Annotated in this window: 20 protein-coding genes and 2 pseudogenes; 12 read left to right on the top strand and 10 right to left on the bottom strand. The window is 42.3% G+C overall.

Going from position 1 to position 24,302, the window contains the following annotated elements; genetic code table 11:
* Positions 1–23 precede the first annotated feature (23 nt).
* The 4 genes from VB740_RS05325 to VB740_RS05310 all read left to right on the top strand — a co-directional run bounded on the left by VB740_RS05325 (position 24) and on the right by VB740_RS05310 (position 3,515).
* A complete protein-coding gene (locus tag VB740_RS05325) occupies positions 24–1,553 on the top strand; it encodes an AAA family ATPase (protein ID WP_323199017.1) in 1,530 nt (509 codons plus the stop codon).
* A gap of 84 nt (positions 1,554–1,637) precedes the next feature.
* Complete coding sequence (locus VB740_RS05320; protein ID WP_323199016.1) at positions 1,638–2,144, top strand: hypothetical protein; 507 nt, start codon at positions 1,638–1,640, stop codon at positions 2,142–2,144.
* A gap of 162 nt (positions 2,145–2,306) precedes the next feature.
* Positions 2,307–3,101 (top strand): YdcF family protein, encoded by a 795-nt coding sequence (locus tag VB740_RS05315; protein WP_323199015.1) that lies wholly within the window; start codon positions 2,307–2,309, stop codon positions 3,099–3,101.
* 192 nt (positions 3,102–3,293) lie between these two features.
* Entirely contained in the window at positions 3,294–3,515 is a 222-nt protein-coding gene (locus VB740_RS05310) for a hypothetical protein (RefSeq protein ID WP_323199014.1), read from the top strand.
* A 5-nt stretch (positions 3,516–3,520) separates the two neighbouring features.
* On the opposite strand, the gene VB740_RS05305 is transcribed toward VB740_RS05310, so the two are convergent.
* Both VB740_RS05305 and VB740_RS05300 read right to left on the bottom strand, forming a co-directional pair.
* A complete protein-coding gene (locus VB740_RS05305) occupies positions 3,521–3,742 on the bottom strand; it encodes a ferredoxin-thioredoxin reductase variable chain (protein ID WP_416289254.1) in 222 nt (73 codons plus the stop codon).
* Positions 3,743–4,127: 385 nt separating this feature from the next.
* Positions 4,128–4,271: a hypothetical protein gene (locus VB740_RS05300; RefSeq protein ID WP_323199013.1), complete on the bottom strand. Its 144-nt coding sequence runs from the start codon at positions 4,269–4,271 to the stop codon at positions 4,128–4,130.
* Between the two features lie 199 nt (positions 4,272–4,470).
* Here VB740_RS05300 and VB740_RS05295 point away from each other — a divergent pair, with 199 nt between their 5' ends.
* Positions 4,471–4,692, top strand: coding sequence for a hypothetical protein (locus VB740_RS05295; RefSeq protein WP_323199012.1), 222 nt, complete (start codon positions 4,471–4,473; stop codon positions 4,690–4,692).
* Positions 4,693–4,911: 219 nt separating this feature from the next.
* A pseudogene (locus VB740_RS05290) lies at positions 4,912–5,247 on the top strand (transposase); the annotation flags it as partial.
* On the opposite strand, the pseudogene VB740_RS05285 reads toward VB740_RS05290, so the two are convergent.
* A pseudogene (locus VB740_RS05285) lies at positions 5,237–6,106 on the bottom strand (dihydroxy-acid dehydratase); the annotation flags it as partial. The pseudogenes VB740_RS05290 and VB740_RS05285 sit on opposite strands and share 11 nt — an antisense overlap.
* A 427-nt stretch (positions 6,107–6,533) precedes the next feature.
* Positions 6,534–8,768, bottom strand: a complete 2,235-nt coding sequence (locus VB740_RS05280; RefSeq protein ID WP_323199011.1) for a hypothetical protein — start codon at positions 8,766–8,768, stop codon at positions 6,534–6,536.
* 526 nt (positions 8,769–9,294) lie between these two features.
* On the opposite strand from VB740_RS05280, the gene VB740_RS05275 reads away from it, so the two are divergent.
* On the top strand, positions 9,295–10,464 hold the full coding sequence (locus VB740_RS05275) for a glycosyltransferase family 4 protein (protein WP_323199010.1): 1,170 nt from the start codon (positions 9,295–9,297) through the stop codon (positions 10,462–10,464).
* Between the two features lie 75 nt (positions 10,465–10,539).
* Positions 10,540–11,676, top strand: a complete 1,137-nt coding sequence (locus VB740_RS05270; protein ID WP_323199009.1) for a glycosyltransferase family 4 protein — start codon at positions 10,540–10,542, stop codon at positions 11,674–11,676.
* Between the two features lie 139 nt (positions 11,677–11,815).
* Here VB740_RS05270 and VB740_RS05265 read toward each other — a convergent pair whose 3' ends face one another.
* Together VB740_RS05265 and VB740_RS05260 are read right to left on the bottom strand one after the other, a co-directional pair.
* Positions 11,816–12,187, bottom strand: a complete 372-nt coding sequence (locus VB740_RS05265; protein ID WP_323199008.1) for a hypothetical protein — start codon at positions 12,185–12,187, stop codon at positions 11,816–11,818.
* A gap of 356 nt (positions 12,188–12,543) precedes the next feature.
* Complete coding sequence (locus tag VB740_RS05260) at positions 12,544–12,813, bottom strand: hypothetical protein (protein ID WP_100900343.1); 270 nt, start codon at positions 12,811–12,813, stop codon at positions 12,544–12,546.
* 408 nt (positions 12,814–13,221) lie between these two features.
* On the opposite strand from VB740_RS05260, the gene VB740_RS05255 reads away from it, so the two are divergent.
* Entirely contained in the window at positions 13,222–14,520 is a 1,299-nt protein-coding gene (locus VB740_RS05255; protein ID WP_323199007.1) for a sodium:proton antiporter, read from the top strand.
* 231 nt (positions 14,521–14,751) lie between these two features.
* On the opposite strand, the gene VB740_RS05250 is transcribed toward VB740_RS05255, so the two are convergent.
* The 4 genes from VB740_RS05250 to VB740_RS05235 all read right to left on the bottom strand — a co-directional run bounded on the left by VB740_RS05250 (position 14,752) and on the right by VB740_RS05235 (position 20,765).
* Positions 14,752–15,141, bottom strand: coding sequence for a hypothetical protein (locus VB740_RS05250; protein WP_323199006.1), 390 nt, complete (start codon positions 15,139–15,141; stop codon positions 14,752–14,754).
* Between the two features lie 332 nt (positions 15,142–15,473).
* Positions 15,474–16,580, bottom strand: coding sequence for a saccharopine dehydrogenase family protein (locus tag VB740_RS05245; RefSeq protein ID WP_323199005.1), 1,107 nt, complete (start codon positions 16,578–16,580; stop codon positions 15,474–15,476).
* A 120-nt stretch (positions 16,581–16,700) separates the two neighbouring features.
* On the bottom strand, positions 16,701–18,212 hold the full coding sequence (crtD, locus tag VB740_RS05240; RefSeq protein ID WP_323199004.1) for a C-3',4' desaturase CrtD: 1,512 nt from the start codon (positions 18,210–18,212) through the stop codon (positions 16,701–16,703).
* 255 nt (positions 18,213–18,467) lie between these two features.
* Positions 18,468–20,765: a pentapeptide repeat-containing protein gene (locus VB740_RS05235; protein ID WP_323199003.1), complete on the bottom strand. Its 2,298-nt coding sequence runs from the start codon at positions 20,763–20,765 to the stop codon at positions 18,468–18,470.
* Positions 20,766–21,061: 296 nt separating this feature from the next.
* On the opposite strand from VB740_RS05235, the gene VB740_RS05230 reads away from it, so the two are divergent.
* The 3 genes from VB740_RS05230 to aspS all read left to right on the top strand — a co-directional run bounded on the left by VB740_RS05230 (position 21,062) and on the right by aspS (position 24,089).
* Positions 21,062–21,688: a chloramphenicol phosphotransferase CPT family protein gene (locus VB740_RS05230; protein WP_323199002.1), complete on the top strand. Its 627-nt coding sequence runs from the start codon at positions 21,062–21,064 to the stop codon at positions 21,686–21,688.
* Between the two features lie 4 nt (positions 21,689–21,692).
* Positions 21,693–21,824: a hypothetical protein gene (locus VB740_RS05225; RefSeq protein WP_323199001.1), complete on the top strand. Its 132-nt coding sequence runs from the start codon at positions 21,693–21,695 to the stop codon at positions 21,822–21,824.
* 477 nt (positions 21,825–22,301) lie between these two features.
* Positions 22,302–24,089: an aspartate--tRNA ligase gene (gene aspS, locus VB740_RS05220; RefSeq protein ID WP_323199000.1), complete on the top strand. Its 1,788-nt coding sequence runs from the start codon at positions 22,302–22,304 to the stop codon at positions 24,087–24,089.
* Positions 24,090–24,302 lie beyond the last annotated feature (213 nt).

Below are 24,302 nucleotides of genomic sequence, written 5' to 3'. Positions count from 1 at the left end.
CCGCAGAAGCGCAGAGGACAGAGATGACAGAAGCGACTCTTCCAGCTTTAATTCAGCAAATGTTGCAGCCTGGATTTTATCCCCATCCAGTAACAGAACCTATTCAACTAATTCAAACCCACGTTTCTTATGTCCTGCTGACTGGAGATTACGCTTATAAGCTGAAAAAACCTGTGAATTTTGGGTTTTTGGACTTTTCTACCTTAGAGAAGCGGCAACATTTTTGTCAGGAAGAGTTGCGGTTAAATCAACGGGGTGCTGGTGAACTATATTTAGAAGTTTTGCCTATAACTCTGGTACGGGAGCAATACCAGCTAGGGGGAATGGTTGAGCCTGTAGAATACGTGCTGAAGATGCGACAGTTTCCTCAAGAGGCGCTATTAAGCACACTTTTTGAACAGGGTAAGTTAAATGAGGCACGCCTAGATGAGTTGGGACGGGTGGTGGCTCAATACCATGCCGAAGCACAGACAAATGATTACATTCGCAGTTTTGGTGAAGTGCCAAAAGTTCGGGCTGCATTTGACGAGAATTATCAGCAAACTGAAAAGTATATCGGTGGCCCCCAAACTCAGGCGCAATTTACAGAAACAAAGCAATATACAGATAACTTTTTTACCGAACGTCCAGAATTATTCGCTAGCAGAATTCACAACGGCTATATTCGGGAATGTCACGGGGATTTACACCTGAGAAATATTGCCCTGTGGCACGATAAAATTTTGCTCTTCGATTGCATTGAGTTTAATGAACCGTTTCGCTTTGTCGATGTGATGTACGATGTGGCATTCACGATGATGGATTTGGAAGCGCGACAGCGTAAAGATTTAGGTAATGCCTTTTTGAATGCCTACATAGAGCAAACTGGAGACTGGGAAGGCTTGCAGGTGCTACCTTTGTATTTAAGCCGTCAAGCTTATGTGCGAGCAAAGGTAACTTCATTTTTACTAGATGATCCGAGTGTACCCGCGACGGCAAAGAAAGAAGCGACAAAAACCGCCGCTGAGTATTACAAACAGGCTTGGGACTACACTAAACCAAAGCAGGGAGAACTAATTTTAATGTCGGGGTTGTCAGGTTCTGGTAAAAGTACTACAGCCAGGTATTTAGCGCGTCAACAGGGAGCGATTCACCTGCGTTCTGATGCGGTGCGAAAACATTTGGGGGGAATTCCCCTGTGGGAAAAAGGTGGGGATGATTTGTATACGCCTGAGATGACCCAGAAAACCTACACACGCCTGTTGGAATTAGGAATTATCCTGGCTAATCAAGGTTTTTCGGTGATTTTGGATGCCAAGTATGATCGGCAGCAGTTGCGGCAAGAAGCGATCGCTCAAGCTACAAAGCACCAACTTTCCCTTCAGATTATCCAATGCACAGCACCCCTTGAAGTTATAAAAGAGCGTCTGAACAACCGCACTGGTGATATCGCTGATGCCACCGCTGATTTATTAGACTCACAAATCAAACAAGCTGAACCTTTTACTGAAGAAGAACAACCCTACGTAAAGATTTTGGATACAACTCTACCACAGCAGGCACAATTAAAATAATTCGTAATGGGCTACGCCCCGCTACGCTAACGTAATTCGTAATTCGTAATTGAAAGTAATTAGTTAATAGCCTTTTTTTACTCTATGGCAGACAAAAAGAACGACTTTTTCAGTATTTCTCCCAGCTTCTTTTCTCAGTTATTATTTGGGGCATTTTTAATATTTATATTAAGAATGACTGGCTCCGCACTAGCCCTGAGCATCTTTTTAGGAATCATGGGCGGTTTCATTTTAGGCTGGATCACAAATTTAACCGATAATAGTGCCCAGCCTCCAGCTGTAGCCTCCTCCGATGGTGTCGATACAGGACTGAAATACTGGTTATTTTTCATGCTTGGCTTTGTATATTTAGGCTATCCAGCACCCATGAGTATCTTACTAGGTGGAATGGGTGCTTTAGCTGGAGGCTGGATTACTGCTTGGTGGGGAAGTAAGGAAGAAACTAGAACTCAGTTGCCAGTTGAAGAATCACAAGAGGGCGAAGTTGAACCAACAAACGACAGGATCAACAAACGGCAAACAAGAAGAACCGCCCGCCGTTACCGTCGCGCTTCTGGAGGTAGTACAAATTTTAGGTTTTGGGAAAAGTAGTAATTTATTTGGGAATGGGAAAGAAGAGGCAGAGGAGGCAGAGGAGCAGGGGAGACAAGGGGACAAGAGGTGAGAACTTGAAACAAGTCTTTCTCCTTGTCCCCAAGTCCTCTTGCCCATGCCCAATGCCCAATGCCCCATTCCCTATTCCTCTCCCTAACTATGTTTTTATATTTATCCAAATTACTGCCACTATTTTTTTATCCACTAGGACTAGCCTGCGTGAGCTTGGTTGTAGCATTAGTCACGTTGTGGAAACGACCACGGACTGCGGCGATCGCAATTGCTTTTGCCCTAATTTTATTGCTATTTTGTAGTAACGCTTGGATCGCTAAATCATTAGTGCGATCGCTAGAATGGCAAAATCTTCCATCCGCCCAAATACCTAATGCAGAAGCGATTGTGGTTTTGGGTGGCGCAACTAAATCGGCTTTTCCCCCAAGGCCTACCGTGGATTTAAGTGAATCAGGCGATCGCGTAATTTATGCCGCACAACTATATCGCCAGAAAAGAGCGCCTATAATCATTCTGAGCGGAGGCCGCATTGATTGGCGTGGAAGTGGTTCATCAGAATCGGCAGATATGGCAACAATACTTACATCTATTGGTATTCCATCTGAGGCAATTATCCAAGAACCTGACTCTCTCAATACTTATCAAAATGCAGTGAATGTCCGAAAAATCTTGGAATCGCGTGGTATAAAACAGGTATTATTAATTACTTCTGCAATGCATATGCCGCGATCGCTGAAGATTTTCCAACGTCAAGGAATTAATGTTATTCCTGCACCTACTGACTTTCTGGTTAGCGAGGGTGAACTGCAAGAACTTGGTGGAACTCCCAAAGCCGCTATACTGAATTTATTACCTGATACCGACAACTTGCACCAATTTACCACCGCTTTAAAAGAGTACATTGGTTCTTTAGTTTATCGCTTACGCGGTTGGCTCTCATAAATTTAGGAGTTGTTAGAAAGTTAGGAGTTATGAGCTATGCCCTGAGCCTGCCGTACCCCTCCGGCGAAGCAAGCTACGCGCAGCATCTCGTAGAGAAGGGTTATGAATTATTAACTATAAAGTACGGTAATTACCTGAATTCAAAACTCCCCACTCCCCACTCCCTACTCCCCACTCCCCACTCTTAACTTTATGTCTAAAAATTTGCCTTATATTGTGCCATCCCCTCAACCCCAAGTTGAGGAAGCTTTTGCCACTTACCAAACAACCCACCAGTTCTACCACGAAATCCAGTCACGGTCAGAGTTTCAGCGTTATTGTGAATGGTATTATACAACAGCAGAACAAAACCGCCAAGAGCTTAAAAGAATGCGCGGCGAACTGAATATTTTTCAGTGGTTTCGCCGCCGATAAGTGATTTAGATGACTTCTAACTCATTTTCACGTAAATGGGCTTTAAACTTTTTGGTAAACTGGACTACAATCGGCAGATTAGCGCTTACGGGTCTGCCTTGCCATTGGGTGGCAATAGCTACTACATCGCCTTCTGTGCCTTTGATGTCAAAAGGCTGATTCCGATGTTCAGGATGATGATAAATTACTACCGAATCTTTCACGCGGACGCGATCGCCAACTTTCATAACAACATTTACACCTAGCATTTGCTTTTCCACAAGTATCTGCTACAAAATATATAATTAAATCGCTTTAAATTTGATTTAATCAGCTATTTCTTGACGCTTCATCGGGGTGCGACAGTGCATTTAACCCTCTGCGTCCAGGCAAGGCAGCGCGTTGCGGTGAGTCCAGCGCCGTAGGCGACTGGCTGAAACCGGAGGGGGATTCCTCCCGTTGTAGCGACTGCCGCACGTCTTAGCAATCCGTGCGTACTTTTTTAAGTTTTTTGCCGTGTTAATAAGTATCGTCCCTACCCACCATCTTTACCCCAAAAGTAGGGAAATGAAAGGAAATAAGCCGATATCAGATGTGCTTAGTACTGGGACAAGATATCTAACCCTTTTATCTTCAGGGAAACTGAAACTCTAAGTCAAGAAGTTTTACACAATTCAGCAAACTTAATCTACCAGCAAATGACTTTAGCAATTCGATTTTTCCTTGCCGAACAGTAGCCCAAAGCGTTTTTAGCATATCTGCTTTAGGAATAGTCATGCTTTAATTTTATGCTTCGATAGTTTATGAGGAGCGTAGACGCGCAGCGGCTTGTCGTTAGATATCGCCTTGTAGAAAACCTCAAAAACAAAGCGTAGATGCGTAGCGGCTTTGCGCCTAAGTCGTTTGTAAAATAAAGAAATACAGTCTTTCTGTATATATTTGACTTAGAATCCAGAGAAGTGGAAGTGTAAATTGTATGTCTAAGTATCAAGAAGTACTATTGCAAGCTCAAAGCCTAACTCCTAAAGAGCAAATACGCTTAATTGAAGACTTGTCAAGCTTAATTAGTCAACAGGTGACGATGACACCTAAGCCAAAGCATAGCATCCTCGAATTACGTGGGTTAGGTAAAGAAATCTGGAATGGCGTTGATGCTCAAGAATACATTAATCAGGAACGTGATTCATGGAATGGCTAGTCCAGTTACAGGGGCAAATTGTGGGTTTGGATACTGCTCCACTGATTTACTTTATTGAAGAAAATCCTAATTAGGGCTTGCTGAAAAAGAAAGAAAAGGTGGCAGTCTTTAGATTATTAGAGCCTAAAAATATATTCAGGTGCAAGAGTTGAGGGTAAAATAGTGCAAAATCCTTGCATCACAGTGGTCAAAGATGACATAGAGTATCATTAAGTCACAATGTACCGGAAAGAAGAATCAACGCTAATTCCACCAGAAAATTTTGAACTTCCATTTGAAGGAAAGTTATCATCAGATAACCGTTGGGTAATTATGGCTGATTTAATACCCTGGAAAGAATTTGAGTCGGAATATTCTTCGGGATTCTCTCCAGAGATGGGAGCGCCAGCAAAATCTTTTCGGATGGCATTAGGGGCATTAATAATCAAAGAAAAGCTAGGAATAAGCGATAGAGAAACAGTAGAACAAATAAGGGAGAATCCGTATCTACAGTATTTTCTGGGGATGTCATTATATAGTAATGACATGCCATTTAACCCATCACGACTGCATCACATAAACCCGCACCAATAAGTGCTGAGGTGGGAGCCAACATTTCCCGCATACCAGGGCCGCCAATCGGGCCTTCGTAACGGACGATAATTACATCACCGGCTTTAATCTTACCTGCAAGGATGGCATCTAAGCATTCTTCCTCGGAATCAAATACCCGTGCAGCACCAGTAATGCTGGGATTTTTTACCCCGGTAATTTTTGCGACTGCTCCCTCTGTAGCGAGATTCCCTTTCAGGATGGCTAAGTGACCTTGAGCATACATCGGGTTATTCCAAGGACGAATCACATCTTGATTGGTGGGTGGTTCATCGGGGACATCTGCTAAAATTTCGGCGATGGTTTTACCTGTGATGGTGATACAGTCACCGTGAAGTAATCCATGTACCAATAGCATTTTCATCACTTGGGGAATACCACCAGCTTGATGTAAGTCTGTAGCAATATATCTACCACTGGGTTTTAAATCGCATAAAACCGGGACACGATCGCGGATAGTTTCAAAATCATCTAGATTAAGTTCTACACCCGCCGCACGAGCGATCGCCAGAAAATGTAACACAGCGTTAGTTGAACCACCCACAGCCATAATTACAGAAATAGCATTTTCTATTGTGCCGAACATTTGCGGCATTGCCCCAGCTAGTTTTATTCCAGCTTCAGCGATGAGTGCTAGTTTATTAATCCCCATGTTACAGGGAGTGATGGTGCTGTAGGCATTAGCCACACCCACAATTGCTTTGTTAAAGTCTTCATCCTGAAAACCTACTGCACGCAGCATAGCCCGATTTGGCGATCGCTGCACTCCTTGTGTGACAACTTTACTTCTAAAATTCTCTGACGAAATTGTTTTTTCACCCATTGCTCTGGCCTCGCTCAAACCTTTGTACGAGTATGATACGTAGACTTTTTTAAGATGTCCAATATATTTTTATTTAAAATTGAGACTTATAAAATATCAAAAATATGAAACTACGACACCTGCGCTACTTTATTGCTGTAGCTGAGGAACTACTATAATTCTTTCTTTATTGGAATAATCCTTACAGCCTTAACTAGGGAGTTACTTTCCAGAAGCGAATCAAGCCAGCTTTTTCGTCATGAATACGCTGTTCGATCCAATACAGACCTAACCCACAGCCCCTTCCCGAAGCGGGAAGGGGAGCAAGATTCAAAGCCTTTCTCCTAAAACGAGAGAGGTTTGGAGAGAGGTCAAAGTGTATTGCTTCCATTCGAGAACCGCTATAGTTGAATTTAATTACCAAATATTATTGCCCTGCTGTAAATACTCACCCCGCCAGCCGATACATAATCACTTTTCCTTTCCAATTTTCTTCCACAAATACCAGATGCTCACCATTTGAACGACGAAAAGCGCGGATACCGTAGGGTATATCAATCCAGCCACTTTCGCCGCCAACTTCTGGCCCTGGTTTTAACTGTTGTACTTGTGCGCCCGTCTTAGCATTGTAGACATATACCTCTGCGGTTTTAACTGTCACGGCAAATACATAGTCTCCCGCCACACTCATCGCGGCTGTAGATACTTCGCGTTTTCCGGTGGTGTCGTAGGGAATCACAATTCGCCACTTGGGAGTACGATTTCCTTTACTCCAATTGTCAAAACGGGCAATCTCAGATCCAGCAACTCCAGCATCGTCACCGAATGCAGGGTGATCTACTGTAAAGCCTGACAAATACATACTATCTGTTTCGGGGAAATATTCGATCCGCCGCAAGTCGTTAAAGATGTTGGGAGTAGTTTGCTTTTCCATCGAACCATAGCTGTAGATGGGGTTGCCTTTAGCATCTATTCCCTGTAAAGGATAATGTCGAATGCCATCTTCTGTTCGCAAAGCTTTCCAAACATCTCCTTTGCTGTCTACCCACCAGCCGCCGATATAGGGATAATCTTTGCTGGTATCATATTCGTTGTTTTCAAATTTGCCATTACCGTTGCGATCGCGCCAGATCCATTCTCCTTGTTTTGGTTGATGCGGTGGCCAATTTCCCTTGATAAATGGTTTATCGGCGCTATTAGTACCAACAAACATTCCGGCTGGGATGGCAACTTTACCGTCTGTGTCTGGATTAAAACGATATATTTGCAGAAAGCTGTTATACATATCTGTGAGAAACAAAAACGGCTTCCCTTTGATGCGGCGAACAAAGGTTCCATCTGGCGATGTATGCAGTCGGGGATCTTGAGGATATTTGAAAGCATTTAAGGTGTAGGCTTTGTAAGTCCATTGCTTACCAGCAGGCTTACTGTAGTTCATCAGATAGTGTTCTTGTTTGGTGAATACATCTACACCATCAGTTTTAGGATCGGCATCTGCATTATCGACGAATATTAATCCTAGCGATCGCCACATTAGTTTTCCCGATGGCGAAAATTTCCGCAAATCTGTTCCTGATTTGTTGAAACCATTACTATTTATATAGATATTGCCGGAAGCATCTGTACCAACTCCGGTAAGTCCGTAAAGTTTCAAATCTCGAACTTCACCCGGAACTCCTGCATAGATACCCCCCTTACAGCCAAAACTACCCGTCTGCACAGGCTTATCTTTGATGTCATAAATCAATATTTGCTGACGCGGCCCATTTTCTGCCACTAACAGCTTACCTTGATGATTAATTGCGATGCCTGCGGCGGTAAACAACGCAGTTGGTTCAACGATATCTGCAATCTGTTGAGACAATTGCTTTCCACTCTGGGAATAATGGAGAATCTTGGCAGGCTTACCAGCATTTTTGCTTTGAATAATCCACAGATTTTTTTGTGAATCAATAGTTATTGCTCCCGGATTAGCAAAGGTAAAACTGCGGAGTTCCTTCATCGTCTCAGTATCATAGACACGAATCTGGTTAGCAGCAAAATCACTCACATACAACTCATTACCCACAGTTGCTAATCCAGTGACTTCACTTTTAGTACTGGTAATTAACATACTTTTATCCCAGCCGCGCCCTTCAGGAAAAGGTGCTGGTTTTCCTGTCAAGTCATAGCGTCTAACGGAATACCAAGTTGTTCCTTCTGGTGGGTAATCTTCTTTTGTATTGCCCCTCGATCCCTGAGTCATGGCAATGTAAATATATTTACTATTTGCTGTTACAGCTTTGCCACCGCCACGACTCCAGCCGTGAGTATCTTCAAGGGCACCAATAACCTTACCATCCTTATATATTCCTGCCTCTGTTCCCGCCTCATCCCAGTGGCTATTGGTATAAACTGTGCCATCAGGGGTAACAAACATTGCTTCGATATTGTTTTGTACCCGCAGATTTCCACTGCCAATTGTATTACCTATCCACGATGTTTTATAGGTAAGTGTGGATGTTCCAGTTGTCGCCCAGTCTGTTGTAATTCCAATGGTAGTAACAATTACTCCAACAGTCAGACTGAGTAAAAAGTTAAAAGTTTTGCTTTTTTTTAAATATCTAATATTGAATATTTTTTGGATGTGCTGATTGAGTTTATGACGTAGTTGTAGTAACTGCGTAAAAAATTTATTTTTCATATATTTTTTAAGCTTTTAATTATTTATCTACAACCATTTTTGATAAAATCCGCAAGAAAAATAACTATTTTTAAGTATTTAAAATACTAGCTAACCCTGAATATGATAATTAGGAAGTTATTTTACATAAGCTTTACAAAGCTCACCTTATTCTTTAAATTATTAGCTAATATCTTTAAAAAACTCTTCAGGTATTAATATTTACTTTTAATTTAAACAAAATGGTAATAATGAATACAAAAATCTTCTGTATTCATTGCCTAATAGCGGCTTTTCTCTTTCTCTGCATAGCATTCACCTTCCTTGGGTGGTAGGTATAATATATATCTACTTCAGTATTATTTAGTTAATAAAAACACAACAATTCTTTATTGACGTTGACATATAAATAGTTTATAAATTGGTGTTCTATAAAAAACTCTTATTGCTAATGTGTATTCGGAAATTCTAGTGATTCAGGTTTGGATACAGATATAGACGCGCACCACTGTGCGCCTGTTTTAATATATTTATAGGAAATACATCAGTGGAAAAAAAATCAGAAAATTTCTCTTCATCATCTGCATCTATTCTCACGTTGGGATTAGGCTGGTTTCCTAAAAGTCCCGGAGGGTTAGAAAGGTATATTTATGAACTAACTCATAAATTAGCAGCAAATCAAGATCAGGTTGAATTATGCGGAGTCGGTTTACCAGAGGCTGAAATAAATTCGCCGATTAAGCTGACTAACTTGGCTTCTGTTGATAGTGCTATTTGGCAAAGATTATGGTCGATTCGCAATAACTTTCAGAAAACAAGAACAAGTAAACCAGATGCTATTAATCTGCACTTTGCACTATATAGCTTTCCTCTTTTGGATATTTTGCCAAAGGGAGTACCAGTTACTTTTAACTTTCATGGGCCTTGGGCTTCTGAGAGTCAGCAAGAGGTAGTTAATAAAAATCTCAGTCTTTTGATCAAGCACTGGCTAATAGAAAAAAATACTTATAATCGCTGCGATCGCTTCATTGTTTTGAGCAAAGCATTTGGTAAAATTCTACATGATAAATATCAAGTACCGTGGAGCAAAATTAATATTATTCCTGGCGGAGTTGATATTAACTGGTTTCAGCCAAATTTATCACCCCAGGAGGCTTGTACAAAGCTAGGCTGGCCAACTAATCGCCGGATAATATTTACATCTCGCCGCTTAGTACATCGAACCGGTGTTGACAAATTGTTGCAAGCACTGGCTATAATTAAGCCCAGAATACCAGATGTTTGGCTAGCGATCGCAGGCCGTGGTCACATCCAAGCTGCACTACAACAACAGGCTACAGAATTAGGACTAGACGACAACGTTAAATTTTTGGGTTTTCTACCTGATGAGCAATTGCCTATAGCTTATCAAGCTGCTGAATTGACTCTTATGCCTAGCCAATCTTTTGAAGGTTTCGGATTAGTAATAATCGAGTCTTTAGCCTGTGGTACTCCTGTTTTATGTACCCCAGTTGGGGGTATGCCAGAAATTTTATCAGAATTCTCACCCGATTTAATTACTACTTCAACCGAAGCCTCAGCCATTGCTGAAAAATTAGAACAAGTGCTTTTGGGAAATATTCCTATACCTTCACGAGAAGCCTGTCGCCAGTACGCTACCACACACTATGACTGGAATCAAATCGCCCAACAAGTACGGAATGTTCTATTAAATTAAACTAGAGACGCAAAAATTGCTTTGTAGAGACGCGATTTATCGCGTCTGAATCTTATTGTATTATAAGGAAGTTTTATGAGAATTTTTTTCTTAGACCAAAGTGGTAAACCAGGCGGTGCCGAATTATGTTTAATAGATATTGCTAAACCTTATGGCGATCGCGCTTTGGTAGGTTTATTTGCAGATGGTTCATTTAAAGATTTACTACAACAAAATAATATCCCAGTAGAAGTTCTCGCAACTCAAGCAATTCAAGTTCGCAAAGAAAGCAGTTTGCTACAAGGATTAAAGAGTCTGGGACAACTTGCGCCTTTAATTACTAAGGTAGTTAAAAAAGCACGTGAATACGATTTAATCTATGCCAACACCCAAAAAGCATTAGTTGTCGGAGCATTAGCAAGTTTTTTTAGTCGTCGCCCTCTGGTTTATCATTTACATGATATTCTTTCCACAGAGCATTTTAGCCAAACTAATCTTCGTATTGCTATTAATTTAGCCAATCGTTTTGCATCATTAGTAATTGCTAATTCTCAAGCTAGTAAAACAGCCTTCGTGCAAGCAGGAGGGCGCTCAGATATCATCGAAGTTGTCTATAACGGCTTTGATTCAAAAGAATATCAACCTGATGAGTCTGACATTAATGAATTACAGCAGCAGTTAGGATTGTCAGGAAAATTTGTAGTTGGACACTTTAGCCGTCTTGCACCTTGGAAAGGGCAGCATATTTTAATTGATGCCCTTGCCAAATGTCCGCCAGAGGTGACAGTGATTTTAGTCGGTGATGCACTGTTTGGTGAACAAGATTATGTCCAAAAGTTACACCAACAAGTTGCAGATATGGGACTAGAAAACCGCGTCCAATTTTTAGGATTTCGTTCAGATATTCCCCAGTTAATGGCAGCTTGTGACTTGGTAGCACATACTTCTACTTCGCCAGAACCCTTTGGTAGAGTGATTGTTGAGGCGATGCTATGTGGAAAACCTGTAGTTGCAGCAAAAGCTGGAGGTGCAATGGAATTAGTAGAACATGGCCTTAATGGTTTTCTCGTGACACCAGGAGAACCCCAGGAACTTGCACAAGTAATTATCACCTGTCTTCAGGAGACAGAAATAATTGCAACTATGGCCAATAATGCCAGAACTACGGCTAGTGGGCGTTTTGATGTTGCAATTATTAATCAGCAAATTGCCCAATTGCTGTCTCACATATAGACCTAACCCCCAGCCCCTTCCCTACAAGGGAAGGGGAGTAAGATTCAAAGCCTCTCTCCTTTTAGGAGAGAGGTTTGGAGAGAGGTCAAAGTGTATTGCGGGATAACCCCAGATTCAAGTCTGGGGTTTATGGGTGTGATTACAAACCAACTAATTCACGAGATTCTAAATCAGAGAGTTGTTGAGCGATCGCTAATCTTGTTTCCAACTTTGCTACACTAAACTGGTTACGCAGATATTCCAAATGAGCGATCGCATTTGCTTTCTCGTCAGTTAATCGAATTTGGGCGTCTATTGCTTTTTGATATTCCTGATTCACAAGCAGCACTTCAAAGCGACGAGCCTTGCGTTGAGCATCATTTTTCAAATCCATCTCAAAGGCGGCGATACGATCTGCATTGCCTTCAAATCGATTAATTTGGTGCTGCACTGCCATCAACTGAGAGTCTATTTCATTAGCCCGTTGAGCAGCTTGTGCGATCGCAGCTGGATAATGACTCAGTTGCATCATTTAATCATTTTCCTCGTAGGTCAAAAATGTAGTCTTTAAGTATAAGACTAGCCCTTGAATGCGTTTTCCAAAAGGCTGTCACAGAGCAGTTTTACACTTAACTAAGCTTGGTGGATGCTATATAATTATTATAGTACAAATATACTAAAATAGCGACTAAAGGCGATGTTTGATGTGCAGAGATTGCGATATTAGCCGTCAGACTTCAGCCTGCGGTTACACGAAGTAATATCAATTTGAAAAATGATTGCGACAGATGAACAGAGAAAACCCAGATACACCAAGCGGTTTTCAATCCAAAATGGTATAAGCCTGCATAAGCAGGCTTTATTTTCGGCTAAATTTTACACTGTACCTCAAGCCGCTTCCCGCAGTTGTGGTTGTGACGGCACACTCACTTCTGGAAATGAAAGCGAGAGTTGTTCGGCTTGAGGGACTGCGGCTTGCTCCAAAACTTGAACTTCGATATTCACACTTACTAAATAACTGCCTGTATCAGCACCAACCGCTTCAGCAATTAGTTTGGCAATGTCTGGGCGTTTGGCAGTCAGTGGGTCACGTAAAATACACCGATCCCATTCATGCTTGGCAGTCGGATTGAGGTTGAGAATGTAATGCTTCATCATCGAACTAACCCTTGAATCCATCTTCCAGAAGGTTTTCACAGAGCCGTTATGTATTTGGCTAGGCTTTGTGAACGCTACAACTATTATAGTATATTTGTACTAATTTAGGCAATATCTGAGTGAGAAAGTAGGGGATATAGACCATTTGTAGGAGCATACAGGTGTGTATTAGCCATATATCCCATTTTAGGGGCTGTATTTTAATCCAGACGGGAATAATCGAAGTGTGATGTCTTAGATTGGGCAAAGCGAACGCCACTATTTATCTATTCTTTTCTTCTCTAATTTGGTAGTGGGTCTGAATCCCTAATCCCCAATTCAAGAAAATCTGCCCATAGGTAATTTCTAATATCAAGCTATTGCAACTAAGCTTACAAAGTAACGCCTAATTTTTATATAAATTGCTATATGGTAGATATCTATATTATTGACCTATTTGTGATTGGTCTACTTTTACTGATGGTCACATTAGGGTCAGGTTGGATTGCTCGTTTACCTCTTTCTTTTGCCCTTATCTATCTCCTAGTTGGTGTTTTGCTGGGTCCTTACGCCTTTGGGCTGATTCAATTACGTCGAGATGACGTTTTTAATGCCGAAGTGCTGGAAAAAATAACAGAACTTGTAGTAATTATTTCTGTGTTTAGCTGCGGCTTAAAAATTGTTCGCCCTCTAAGGTTGGGGGCTTGGGGTATTACGGCGCGATTGATAGTATTTCTGATGCCAATTTCAATTTTGGCTCTGGCTGTTGTGGGTAAATTGTTTTTAGGGATGAATTGGGGAGAAGCGATTTTATTAGGAGCAATTCTTGCACCTACCGATCCAGTATTAGCATCAGAAGTACAACTGACCGATATAAACGACCAAGATGAGTTGAGATTTGGTTTAACTTCTGAAGGTGGGTTAAATGATGCTTTAGCTTTTCCCTTCGTTTATTTTGGTCTTCATGCATTAAAAGATGATAACTGGGGTAACTGGTTGCAAGAGTGGATTGCGGTTGATTTAATTTGGGCGATCGCAGCTGGCATTGTTATGGGAATTGTTGTTGCCAAATCTATAGTTTGGATTGAAAAAAGAATTCAAAAACGCCGTCGGGCCGATGAGTTAATGGAAGATTTTATTGCTATCAGCACAATTCTAATAACTTATTCTTTAACAGAAATGGTGAATGGTTATGGATTTTTGGCAGTATTTGTTGCTGGGTTAGTTGTCCAACGCAGTTACAGAAATCCTGAAAAACCGCTAGCACAGTTGGAATTTGTTGAGCAACTTGAAAAACTTCTGGAAGTTGGGACAATTCTACTATTGGGATCAATATTATTATTGCAACCAATGCTTAACTATGCTATGCAATCTTTATTAGTAATAATTTTATTATTATTCATAATCCGACCTGTAGGAGTTTGGATTAGCACAATAGGCAAACGCCCTGTAGAGTCACACCGCCGAACCTTTCATCCAGGAACTAAATGGTTGATTGGATGGTTTGGTATTCGCGGTGTCGGTTCTTTATATTATCTCGCCTATGCCTTTGGTAATGGCTTAAAAGGTGAAGCTGCCGAACAAATTGCTTGGATAACTTACACTACTATTGTAGCTTCTGTGATTATACATGGCATCAGTTCAACTCCATTAATGAAGTGGTATGAGCGCAATATTGCGAATAAGATAAAGTCTAATCCTCCCACTACAATAGAAGAATTTGAGTAAAAGCAATTTTTGTTTTTGTAGGGTGTGTTATACCAAGGGCTAACGCACGAATGGCACTAAGATAAGCCCAAAGTCTTTTGTCGCCTCGTTCCCAGCCTCCAGGCTGGAAACGAATTCTAAGAGGCTCTGCCTCTCATCAAGTAACTGGAGGCGGAGCCTCCCAGAAGCGGTTCCAAGCCTCCAGGCTTGGAACCAGTCAGTGCAAAAACTGTGTTTTTAGGTCTATATTCCCTATTTACCCGTCACCTTTTCGATAACTTCTTTCGCTTTTTCACCAAAAGTTTCTGGGGGATTTTGTTCTTGTTCAGCCTTCAAATTCCTTTCGTAAGTCTTCTCTATAGTAGTAAGGTTTTTTGAATCTTTTATTGCTTGCTCATAAGCTTCTTGTCGTTCTTCTTCTTGAATGCCAACACCTGGGTCAAATTCGTTAGCGCGATTAATTTTTTCTTCAGAATTTGGTTTATACTCTGGCGGTATTAGCTTTAATTCTTCAAGAGTAGTTGCATAACTAGGTTGCTGAACGAAAATGAAAGAACCTGACAAGCTAATGAAAATAATTAAACCAACGACCAAAAATCTTGAACGTAACGCTTGCTTTAAAGTTAATAAAATTTTTTGCACGAAAACTACTCCTGTTGTTCTGTTATAAGCCTTGGTCATGTATAAATATATTCAATATTTCAGGCTCACAGGCATCCTAAATGTTTAGGTACAGTTTTTACTTCTACCGCAAGGTATATTAATTTTTAGCTTTAGTAGGTATGTACATTTGTACGCCCCTAACTATGTATCTGAATATTTCGTAAAATCGAATGAAATTCTTACCCGCTAAAGCGTGGTGTAAATCAAGCTACCATTTGAAATAAACAAAAGCCTTGATATAAAAAACTTTTGGCTTTTGACTTTTGACTTCCGCCTTGCGGTACCAGTGTGCTTAAGCCAAGCGTATTAACCTATAACCATTTGTGATTAACTTTAATTGCTCGGCTTTGCATTACTTCTTCAAATAAATCTGTTGGTAGCGCTTCTTCCACAGCAAAAACACCTGGTTTCTTGAGTTTACCTTCTAGCAATAACTGGGCAATACTACCTGTACCGCAACCAGAAGCTACTGCTGTATTTTCATGTACTACAGTTGAGCAATAAACGGCGGTTTCACCATCTTTTTGCCCTGTAACTTCTGAACGAACTGCTACACCAATCCCACTAAAATTATTAGTGACATCTGTCATTGAATGGCTGACATGAGACAGAAATTCAATCATGTAACGGCGCTGCATTAACCACTTGGGAAAAACGTGTGCCGCAATCCAAGTTAGGTGATTGTAAAAATCAGGAACAGAGCCAAACTTAGTAATTACAGTTTTTACAGATGGGAAAGCTTTGGGCAGTGTAAAGGTTTCTGGCATATCAAACCAGTAAACTCCGGTGCGTCCATAAGGAGGTGGAAAATCAACTAATTCTCTTTCACTATAAGGTTTGATTATCTTCCATTTTCCATCTATCCAAGTCTCAAAAGGATACTGCAATCCAAGAAAAGTTGTCCGCATCACTGTAATGCCAGCACCGCCAGAACCGGAAACTAAATAACTTAAATGGATCTTTTCTGGTTTATCAAATTGTTCAACACCTTGACGTACCATGCTGTTAGAAATACCAGGAAAAATACCAGTATTAATAATTGCCGTCACCCCAGCAGCAGCAGCTTGTTCATTATACTTGAGAGCCTTGCTGGTATAAGAACGATGGTCGCTGACATCTACATAATTAACGCCTTGAGCAATACAGGTTTCAAGAACATTAGTATCTCGATAGTGAAATGGGCCAGCACAATGAATGACTAAGTTAGAGTTTGCGATCGCATCTCGCAACTTGTCAACTTCTGCCAAGTCCAACACCAAAAACTGCACTTGTCCTCCCGAAGACAAGCTAACAGCCTTCCCAAACTCCGCAGAACGTCCAGTAATCGTAATTTGAGCTTGCGTATGGGTAGCGAGATCCTGAGCAACACTGCTACCAATCCGCCCTCGTCCACCTAGAATTAAAACGCTGTCTGTCATTACTCCAGCATTCGCAACAATAACTTAATTTGACCAATTTTTCGTCCCTTTTGCCATCGGTTACAAGTATGACTTACTTGCTAACAGAGGAGGACTTTTTAATTACTGGTATTTGATAAGTTATTGCGCTTCAATTTGCCTAACTACCGTCAGCGCCGAATAACTCACCCCAGCAGTACCTTCCCCTGGATGGGTGGAATCACCAACTAACCACAAATTCTGGATGGGGGTACGATTGGCGAAACCAAAGGGGCCAAAGGTAGGAATCCTTTGACCAATACCGCCAACTATACCGCGATCGCGGGCTGTGAAATGAGCAAAAGTGCGCGGTGTTGCGGCTTCTTGATGAATAATCGTTTCTGGTTTGAGATAGAAGTATTGGGCAAGACGAGCGATCGCTTCTTGGGTAAACTTTTCTTTTAGTCCTTCATAATCTTCAGTCTGCCACCACTGTGCAGGATCGACAAATGAAGAAGCAATAATTGTCGCTTTCCCCTCCGGTGCGCGACCATCTCCAGGATGACTGACGGAAACAAACAGAGAATTATTTTCGCCAATGGGGCCATTGACATCATACAGAAATTGCAGGTGGGGAGGGCATCCAGACGGAATCGCGCTGGCATCTACACCCAAATAAACCACAAACGCGCCTGATGCTTGGGGTAGTTTTTCCACCCGATTTTTATATCCAGATGGCGCTTGTTCTCCCAATAACTGCACCAAGTTTTGCACGGTGACATTAGTAACTATGTGGTCGGCGGCTTCTGTCCAGACTTCGCCAGTTTTCTGATTTCTAATCACTACAGCAGTAGCTTTGCCGTTTTCTACTTTGATTTCTTCTACAGTGTGGCGCATCAACAATTTGCCGCCATCTCTTTCTAAGGATTGTACCAAGCGATCGCTTAATACTTGCATACTTCCCTGGAGGTGAAACAATCCTTGTGGCAGTTGGGATACACTCAACGCTGTAGCTGCATAAAGTAATGCTGTATTCTCTGCATCCACCTGGGAGTATAGCTTCAGTTGCAAATCTAAAAAAGTTCTCAGTCGTTGGTCATTTCCCAATCCACATAACCGTAAAGCATCTCCTACCGTAAACAAAGTGAAGGGGACGGTAATTAATGTACTGGGACGCACCGCTTGCGTTAGCTGCCACAAATCCCATAAATTACGCGGTGGTAGCACCGGATCGCGTCCTTGAAATTCCCAACTGGCATCAAACAAAGTTGCCATCAATTGCCAAAACGGTTCGCTACCGGGAAACTGTTTTTGTCGTTCCTCTTGCCATTTCTCTTGGTCGCGCCAGACATTAATTGGCGTGCTTTCCCCAGGTAAATAGACCGCACAAGCAGGATCACAAGGCGTTGCTGGCGGTAAATCTATTTCTAATTCTGAGAAAATGCGGTGGTGAATTCCCCCTGGTTCCAACCCCGCCACCTGAGTTGCGCCTACATCAAAGGTAAATCCCTGCCGTTTAAAGGTAGAAGCACAGCCTCCTGGTACGAGGGCCTGATCCAAAATTAAGACGCTGTAACCTCTATGAGCTAATAATGCTCCAGCAGTCAGTCCACCTATTCCGGCACCGATAACGACGACATTAGAGTTACTTTTGTCAAGAGCAATGCTGGACATTGATTTAGTTTGTTTAAAATTCTTAACATTTTTACTTATAATCTTACCTTAATCTCTAAGTTGAATGGGATTGAAGGGTGCGTAGGCGTAGCCCGCCGCAGGCATCGCAGATAAAAGGGCGGTTAGAAACCGCGTCTACACAGGCAAAACCCGCCTGCGCGGGTTAAATAAAAAATCTTAATTTTCTCTTAGCCCACGGAGTGGACTTTGTTTGTATAGCCCCGAATTCCATTCGCAGGTTCTTAATTTTACACGCTACCCTAAACCCAGAAAATTGGAAATCAACGGTAAGAGATTGCTGCAATCTTCAACCAACTTTGTAGCACTGGGTAAACTAGAAATTGTCCCTTTTAAAATCTTTATAGCTGTTTTCGCCGCTTTTTGCATTGCTCCCTCTTGAGGATTTTTCCCCGCTTCTGCTAAGGCTTTCACTTGTTCTAATGCCTCAGCTTTATCTTCTTGAGGTAAGTTTGTATCAGCCTCAATCGCTACTTGCAATTGCGTCAACAATTCCTTAATTCCCGGTTTATCAGGTTCGGGAGACGCTGGTAACTGGTTGATGGTATTTGTTACCGTACCGCTAATATCACCTAAATTCAAAGCTTGTCCACTGGCATTAAAATCTCTGCCAACACTGCCAATTTCAATTTTGCGACTGGCATCATTGCTGTTAGTCATATTTTTATTCTCAACTTTATTATCAACTTGAACATTAATCGGCTTATTAGCTAATAATTTTACAATCTCTGCCATCTCTCCACTTTGTTGGCGATAGATGACTATTTCATTGTCTTTAGCTTGTAATTGTGCTTTATATTTTTCTTCTACAGCTTGCAATGCTAATTGATAACTTTGCGTAAAATCGCTATGAATCTTTTCTTTATTGGCACCATCAGGTACACCCACCTTAACGACAACAACCCCATCACCTTTATTTTCAATACTTTGTAGAGCTAATTTCGTGTCTTCATTTTGGTTTTGTACTGTTTGGAAGGCGTTAACAAAAGCTTTCCAGTCAATACCGTTGCGGAAAATTAAATCAACAGTATTTAAAACCTCTTCAAAGAGTTTAGTAAATTCTCCTAGTTGAAATTCTCCACTACTGGGACGACGTTCTCGGTCATCGGTTTCAGGCTTTGGGTTTTCGAGAAGATAGATAAAGCGACAATCTACATTATCTAACTTGGTTGTACTTTCAATATTCCACGCTTCTACACAAGCACCTGTCATTTGAGCGCTGGTAAAATCAGTGCTAACAGCTTGAGTTAAAGTCAGATTTGCCCCTTCTAAGCAAGCTCCTTGGAAGGTGGCTTCACTAATATAAGCGTCTTTAAGATTAGCTTTTTTTAAATCTGCACCTATTAGGTTAGCGCCTTTCAGGTTTGCACCAGCATAAGATTTTCCTCGACCATTGCCACTTACGAGTAATTTTAGAAGAGCTAATTTAGTTAATATTGAGTCGTCTACTCTGGCTAAGTCAAGTTTTTTTACTTCATAAAAACGGGTACGTGTAAGGTTTGCTTTTCTAAAATCTGTGTTTTTCAGGGTTGCACCAGTAAAATCAGCATCGGTTAAATCGGCATTGCGAAAGCTAGTTCCACCTGTAGCAGCAAAGGCAAGAGCAAATGAGCGAATCCAAGCATCTCTTTCATATCCTGCTAAACTACGCCAGCCGATGTAAGCGCTAAATAGTGTGAAGGCTACGGCTCCGGCTCCGGCTCCGGTGAAGGCTATGGCTACGGCTATGGCTCCGGCTATGGCTCCGGTTACGACTTCGGCTACGGCGAAGGCTCCAGCGAAGGGGAAGGCTCCGGCTACGGCTATGGCTACGGCTATGGCTCCGGCTATGGCTCCGGTGAAGGCTCCGACTCCAGCTCCGGGGAAGGCTCCGGCTACGGCTATGGCTATGGCTTCGGCTTCGGCTCCGGCTATGGCTTTGGCGAAAGCTTCGGCCATGGCTTTGGCGAAAGCTTCGGGTTCGGTTATGGCTTTGGCTATGGCTTTGGCGAAAGCTTCGGTCATGGCTTTGGCGAAAGCTTCGGTTTGGGCTTCGCCTGTGGGGAAGGGGAAGAGGAAGGCGAAGGCGGCTTTGGCTCCGGGTCTGTTTAAGGCGAAGGTGAAGGCTCCAACTACGGCTACGGTGAAGGCTCCGGTGAAGGCTCCGGCTACGGCGAAGGCTCCGACTACGGCTTTTAAACCAGCTGTTAAACCTCTGCGGCTAGTGACAATAAAAAAGACTGCCGCCATAACCAGGGAGACTATCCCAACAACGAAGTTACCAATGTTTTTGAAGTCGAGAATACCTGTTACTGATGAACTAATGAAGATTGATAAAGACCCTGATAGTGCTGATACCAGCCATGAGATTATCAGTAACCCAATAGTCCAACGTCGCGGTAGTCCAGCCTTAGCACCTGTAAAATCAGCATCTTTAAGAATTGCGTTAGTAAAATCTGCCCCTCTAATATCCTTACCGCTAAAGTTAGTCCCAGTCAGGTTTTGACCTTTAAAAGAACGACCTCGAAGATTTTTATCGGAGTAGTCTAGCAGCATAATCACTAATTCGTAATTCGTAATTTGTAGTTCGTAATTAATAAAGTCAGATTAAATATGGGTTTTGGGGTTTGAATCTGGTGACGGATTTTAGAGAATTGATATTACTGAGATTTTATACAAGTTTGCTGTGCAATATTTCGGGTTTTGGCAAAATACAAAAATTTTGGATGCAACACGCACTATAAGAGCATAACTGAGGTATTAGCTGAGGTAGAAGCATTTTCAATTGCCTATTCAACGTTTTAGCCTTAACGTAGAACTGCTAACTATATATTAAAAACGCAGGAGCGATCGTGGGGCAGGCAAAGGAGCTAGGGCAGATTATCATCTTGAATGGTGCCCCGCGATCGGGGAAGTCGAGCATTGCCGCAGTCATCCAGGAGACATTTGATGGTCTTTGGATGAACTTGGGTGTTGATAGCTTTATGCAAATGACTCCCGCACGATACCTGCCTGGGATCGGTCTGCGGCCAGGGGGAGAACGCCAGGATATCGAACCCCTTGTTCCTATTTTGTACAGTGCCATGTATGAGTCCATTGCCGCCCACAGCCGCTTGGGTCTGAATGTCGTGGTTGATGTCGGACACCATGACGCCTACGCAATCCCGCGAGGTATTCTGGCCGATAGTGCGCGGCGTTTAAACGGATTGGCGGTCTTGTTTGTAGGCGTTCGTTGCCCCATTGAAACCATTATGGAACGGCGACAAAAAACGGCGGGGAAAGTGGGAAGTGCAGCCGACTCGTTGATACCACATCCGGTTCAGTTATGGCAACGTGAAGTCCACATCCCTGGCATCTATGATCTTGAAGTCGATACCTCGTTGTTAAGTTCGGGTGCGTGTGCTGAGGTGATACGCCAGCATCTCGCAGATATTCCAGCACCATCGGCATTTCAACGACTTGCTGCACACCATATTTAAGCTGTTGTTATCAATATTATTGCAACTGGGAGCAGCTCCTGAACTTATGGGAGCAGTTCCCGGACTTATGGGAGCGGCTCCCGGACTTATGGGAGCAGTTCCCGAACTTATGGGAGCAGTTAACCGTTCAATCTGATGCTCCTGAGATGATGAATGGAAGCTGGTATAGTTCTGTTACAGAACATCGTTTTCGAGGAAAAAAGCCAAATTAGCAGTGATAAAACCAACAGAAGCAGAATATCCTCTCGATTGTCATTTTCTGATAGAACAGTTATTAGATGAAGATTTTTATGGAGACAGTGATTAACAGTTATTAGTTGTGTTCCATAGTTAAGTTACACAAAAATACATTGTCAAAACGGAAACATTATATTACGGAAAAGATGGTGGTGGCAGGACACGATTAGAGTATCTGATAATTTCTTTGCCCGATCGCGTCTTCTTTGAGCTTTTGCGTCTTACCCACTGCCCCAATCGACCTTTGCCAAATTGGCGTGAGATATATCGTGAGATATATTGTATGTTTATTACTACAATTACTATTGATGCTAGATAATGGGAAGGCTTTGACATTTTCTTGCCAATCTAGCCCAGGAAACAATAATTAACACTTATGCGAACTCATTATTGCGGCGAACTCCGAAAAGAACATATTGGAGAAACTGTTACCTTTTACGGATGGGTAGACCGTCGCCGCGATCACGGTGGTGTGATATTTTTAGATTTACGCGATCGCTCTGGAATTGTCCAAATCGTCAGCGATCCGCAACGCACCCCAGATTCCTACGAAGATGCGAACGCTCTGCGAAATGAATATGTTGTCGAAATCACTGGTAGGGTAACGCAACGTCCCGAAGAATCGCTGAATACTCGCATCCCAACAGGCGAGGTAGAAATCTACGCCGATAAAATTGAACTCCTGAATGCTGTTCGCAAACAGTTACCTTTCCAAGTTTCGATAGCTGACACCGAAACAGTGCGGGAAGACTTGCGGCTGAAATATCGTTATTTGGATTTGCGACGCGAACGCATGGCGCAAAATTTGCAACTGCGTCATCAAATTGTCAAAGCCATGCGTCGTTATCTAGAAGATTTGGAAGGTTTTATCGAAGTCGAAACCCCAATCCTTACCCGTTCTACCCCAGAAGGGGCGCGGGATTATGTTCTACCCAGTCGCGTCAATCCTGGCGAGTGGTATGCTTTGCCGCAATCACCCCAGCTATTTAAACAATTGCTGATGGTATCCGGCTTGGATAGATATTATCAGATTGCCCGTTGCTTTCGTGACGAAGACTTACGCGCCGACAGACAACCGGAATTTACCCAGTTGGACATGGAAATGAGCTTCATGTCCCAAGAAGAAATTATCGAACTGAATGAAAACTTAGTTTGCCATATCTTCAAAACAGTTAAAGGCATTGAGTTGCAACGTCCTTTTCCCCGCCTCACTTACGCTGAGGGTATGGAACGCTACGGGAGTGATAAACCAGATACCCGCTATGGTTTGGAATTAGTTGATGTCTCAGATATTGTCAAAGACTCTGGTTTCAAAGTCTTTCGGGACACTGTTACAAATGGTGGTATCGTCAAAATCCTGCCCATTCCCAACGGTAACGATGTAATTTCTAATGTCCGCATTAAACCAGGCGGTGATTTATTTAAAGAAGCCAGCGAAGCCGGTGCTAAAGGTTTAGCTTATATCCGCGTCAGGGATGATGGCGAAATTGACACCATTGGGGCGATTAAAGACAACCTCAGCGAGGAACAAAAACAAGAAATTTTACGCCGTACAGGTGCAAAAGCTGGACATCTACTGTTGTTTGGGGCAGGGGAAGCTGCTACAGTTAATAAGACATTAGATAGATTACGGCAAGCGATCGCTAGAGAATTTAACTTAATTGATCCAGAAAAAATCAACTTACTCTGGATTACAGATTTCCCCATGTTCGAGTGGAATGCTGACGAAAAGCGTCTAGAAGCACTACACCACCCGTTTACAGCACCACATCCTGATGATTTGAGCGACTTAAAGACAGCACGCGCTCAAGCTTACGACTTGGTACTCAACGGCGTAGAAGTTGGCGGCGGAAGTCTGCGGATTTATCAGCGAGAAATTCAACAGCAGGTGTTTGAAGCGATTGGTTTATCTCCAGAAGAAGCACAAAGTAAATTTGGCTTTCTCTTAGAAGCATTTGAATATGGTACACCACCGCATGGTGGCATCGCCTACGGTTTAGATCGTTTGGTAATGTTGCTAGCTGGCGAAGAATCCATTCGAGATGTGATTGCTTTTCCGAAGACACAACAAGCGCGTTGTTTGTTAACAGATGCACCTTCGAGTGTAGATGCTAAACAGTTGAAAGAATTGCACGTTGCTTCGACTCATAAACCAAAAGCTTAGTTAACCCAGGAGTTATCTAAGTAGGGTGGGCAATGCCCACCAATTACTTGAATTTAGAATGCAAAGATAATAGACAATACAGTTCAGATCAGATCAGACGCAAACACTTGTAGAGACGGCGATTTATCGCGTCTCAAAAACCCGAAATTTTTGCCAGTAGCTCTTAAGTAAACCGTATTGTGGTGTAAACTGCATTGAAGTGATGAGGGCACT

This window comes from Nostoc sp. UHCC 0251 (assembly GCF_034932245.1).
In the GTDB taxonomy this organism is placed as follows: Bacteria; Cyanobacteriota; Cyanobacteriia; order Cyanobacteriales; family Nostocaceae; genus Nostoc.
Note: the sequence above shows the minus strand (reverse complement) of the source record. Positions and strands in the feature narration are given on the sequence as shown.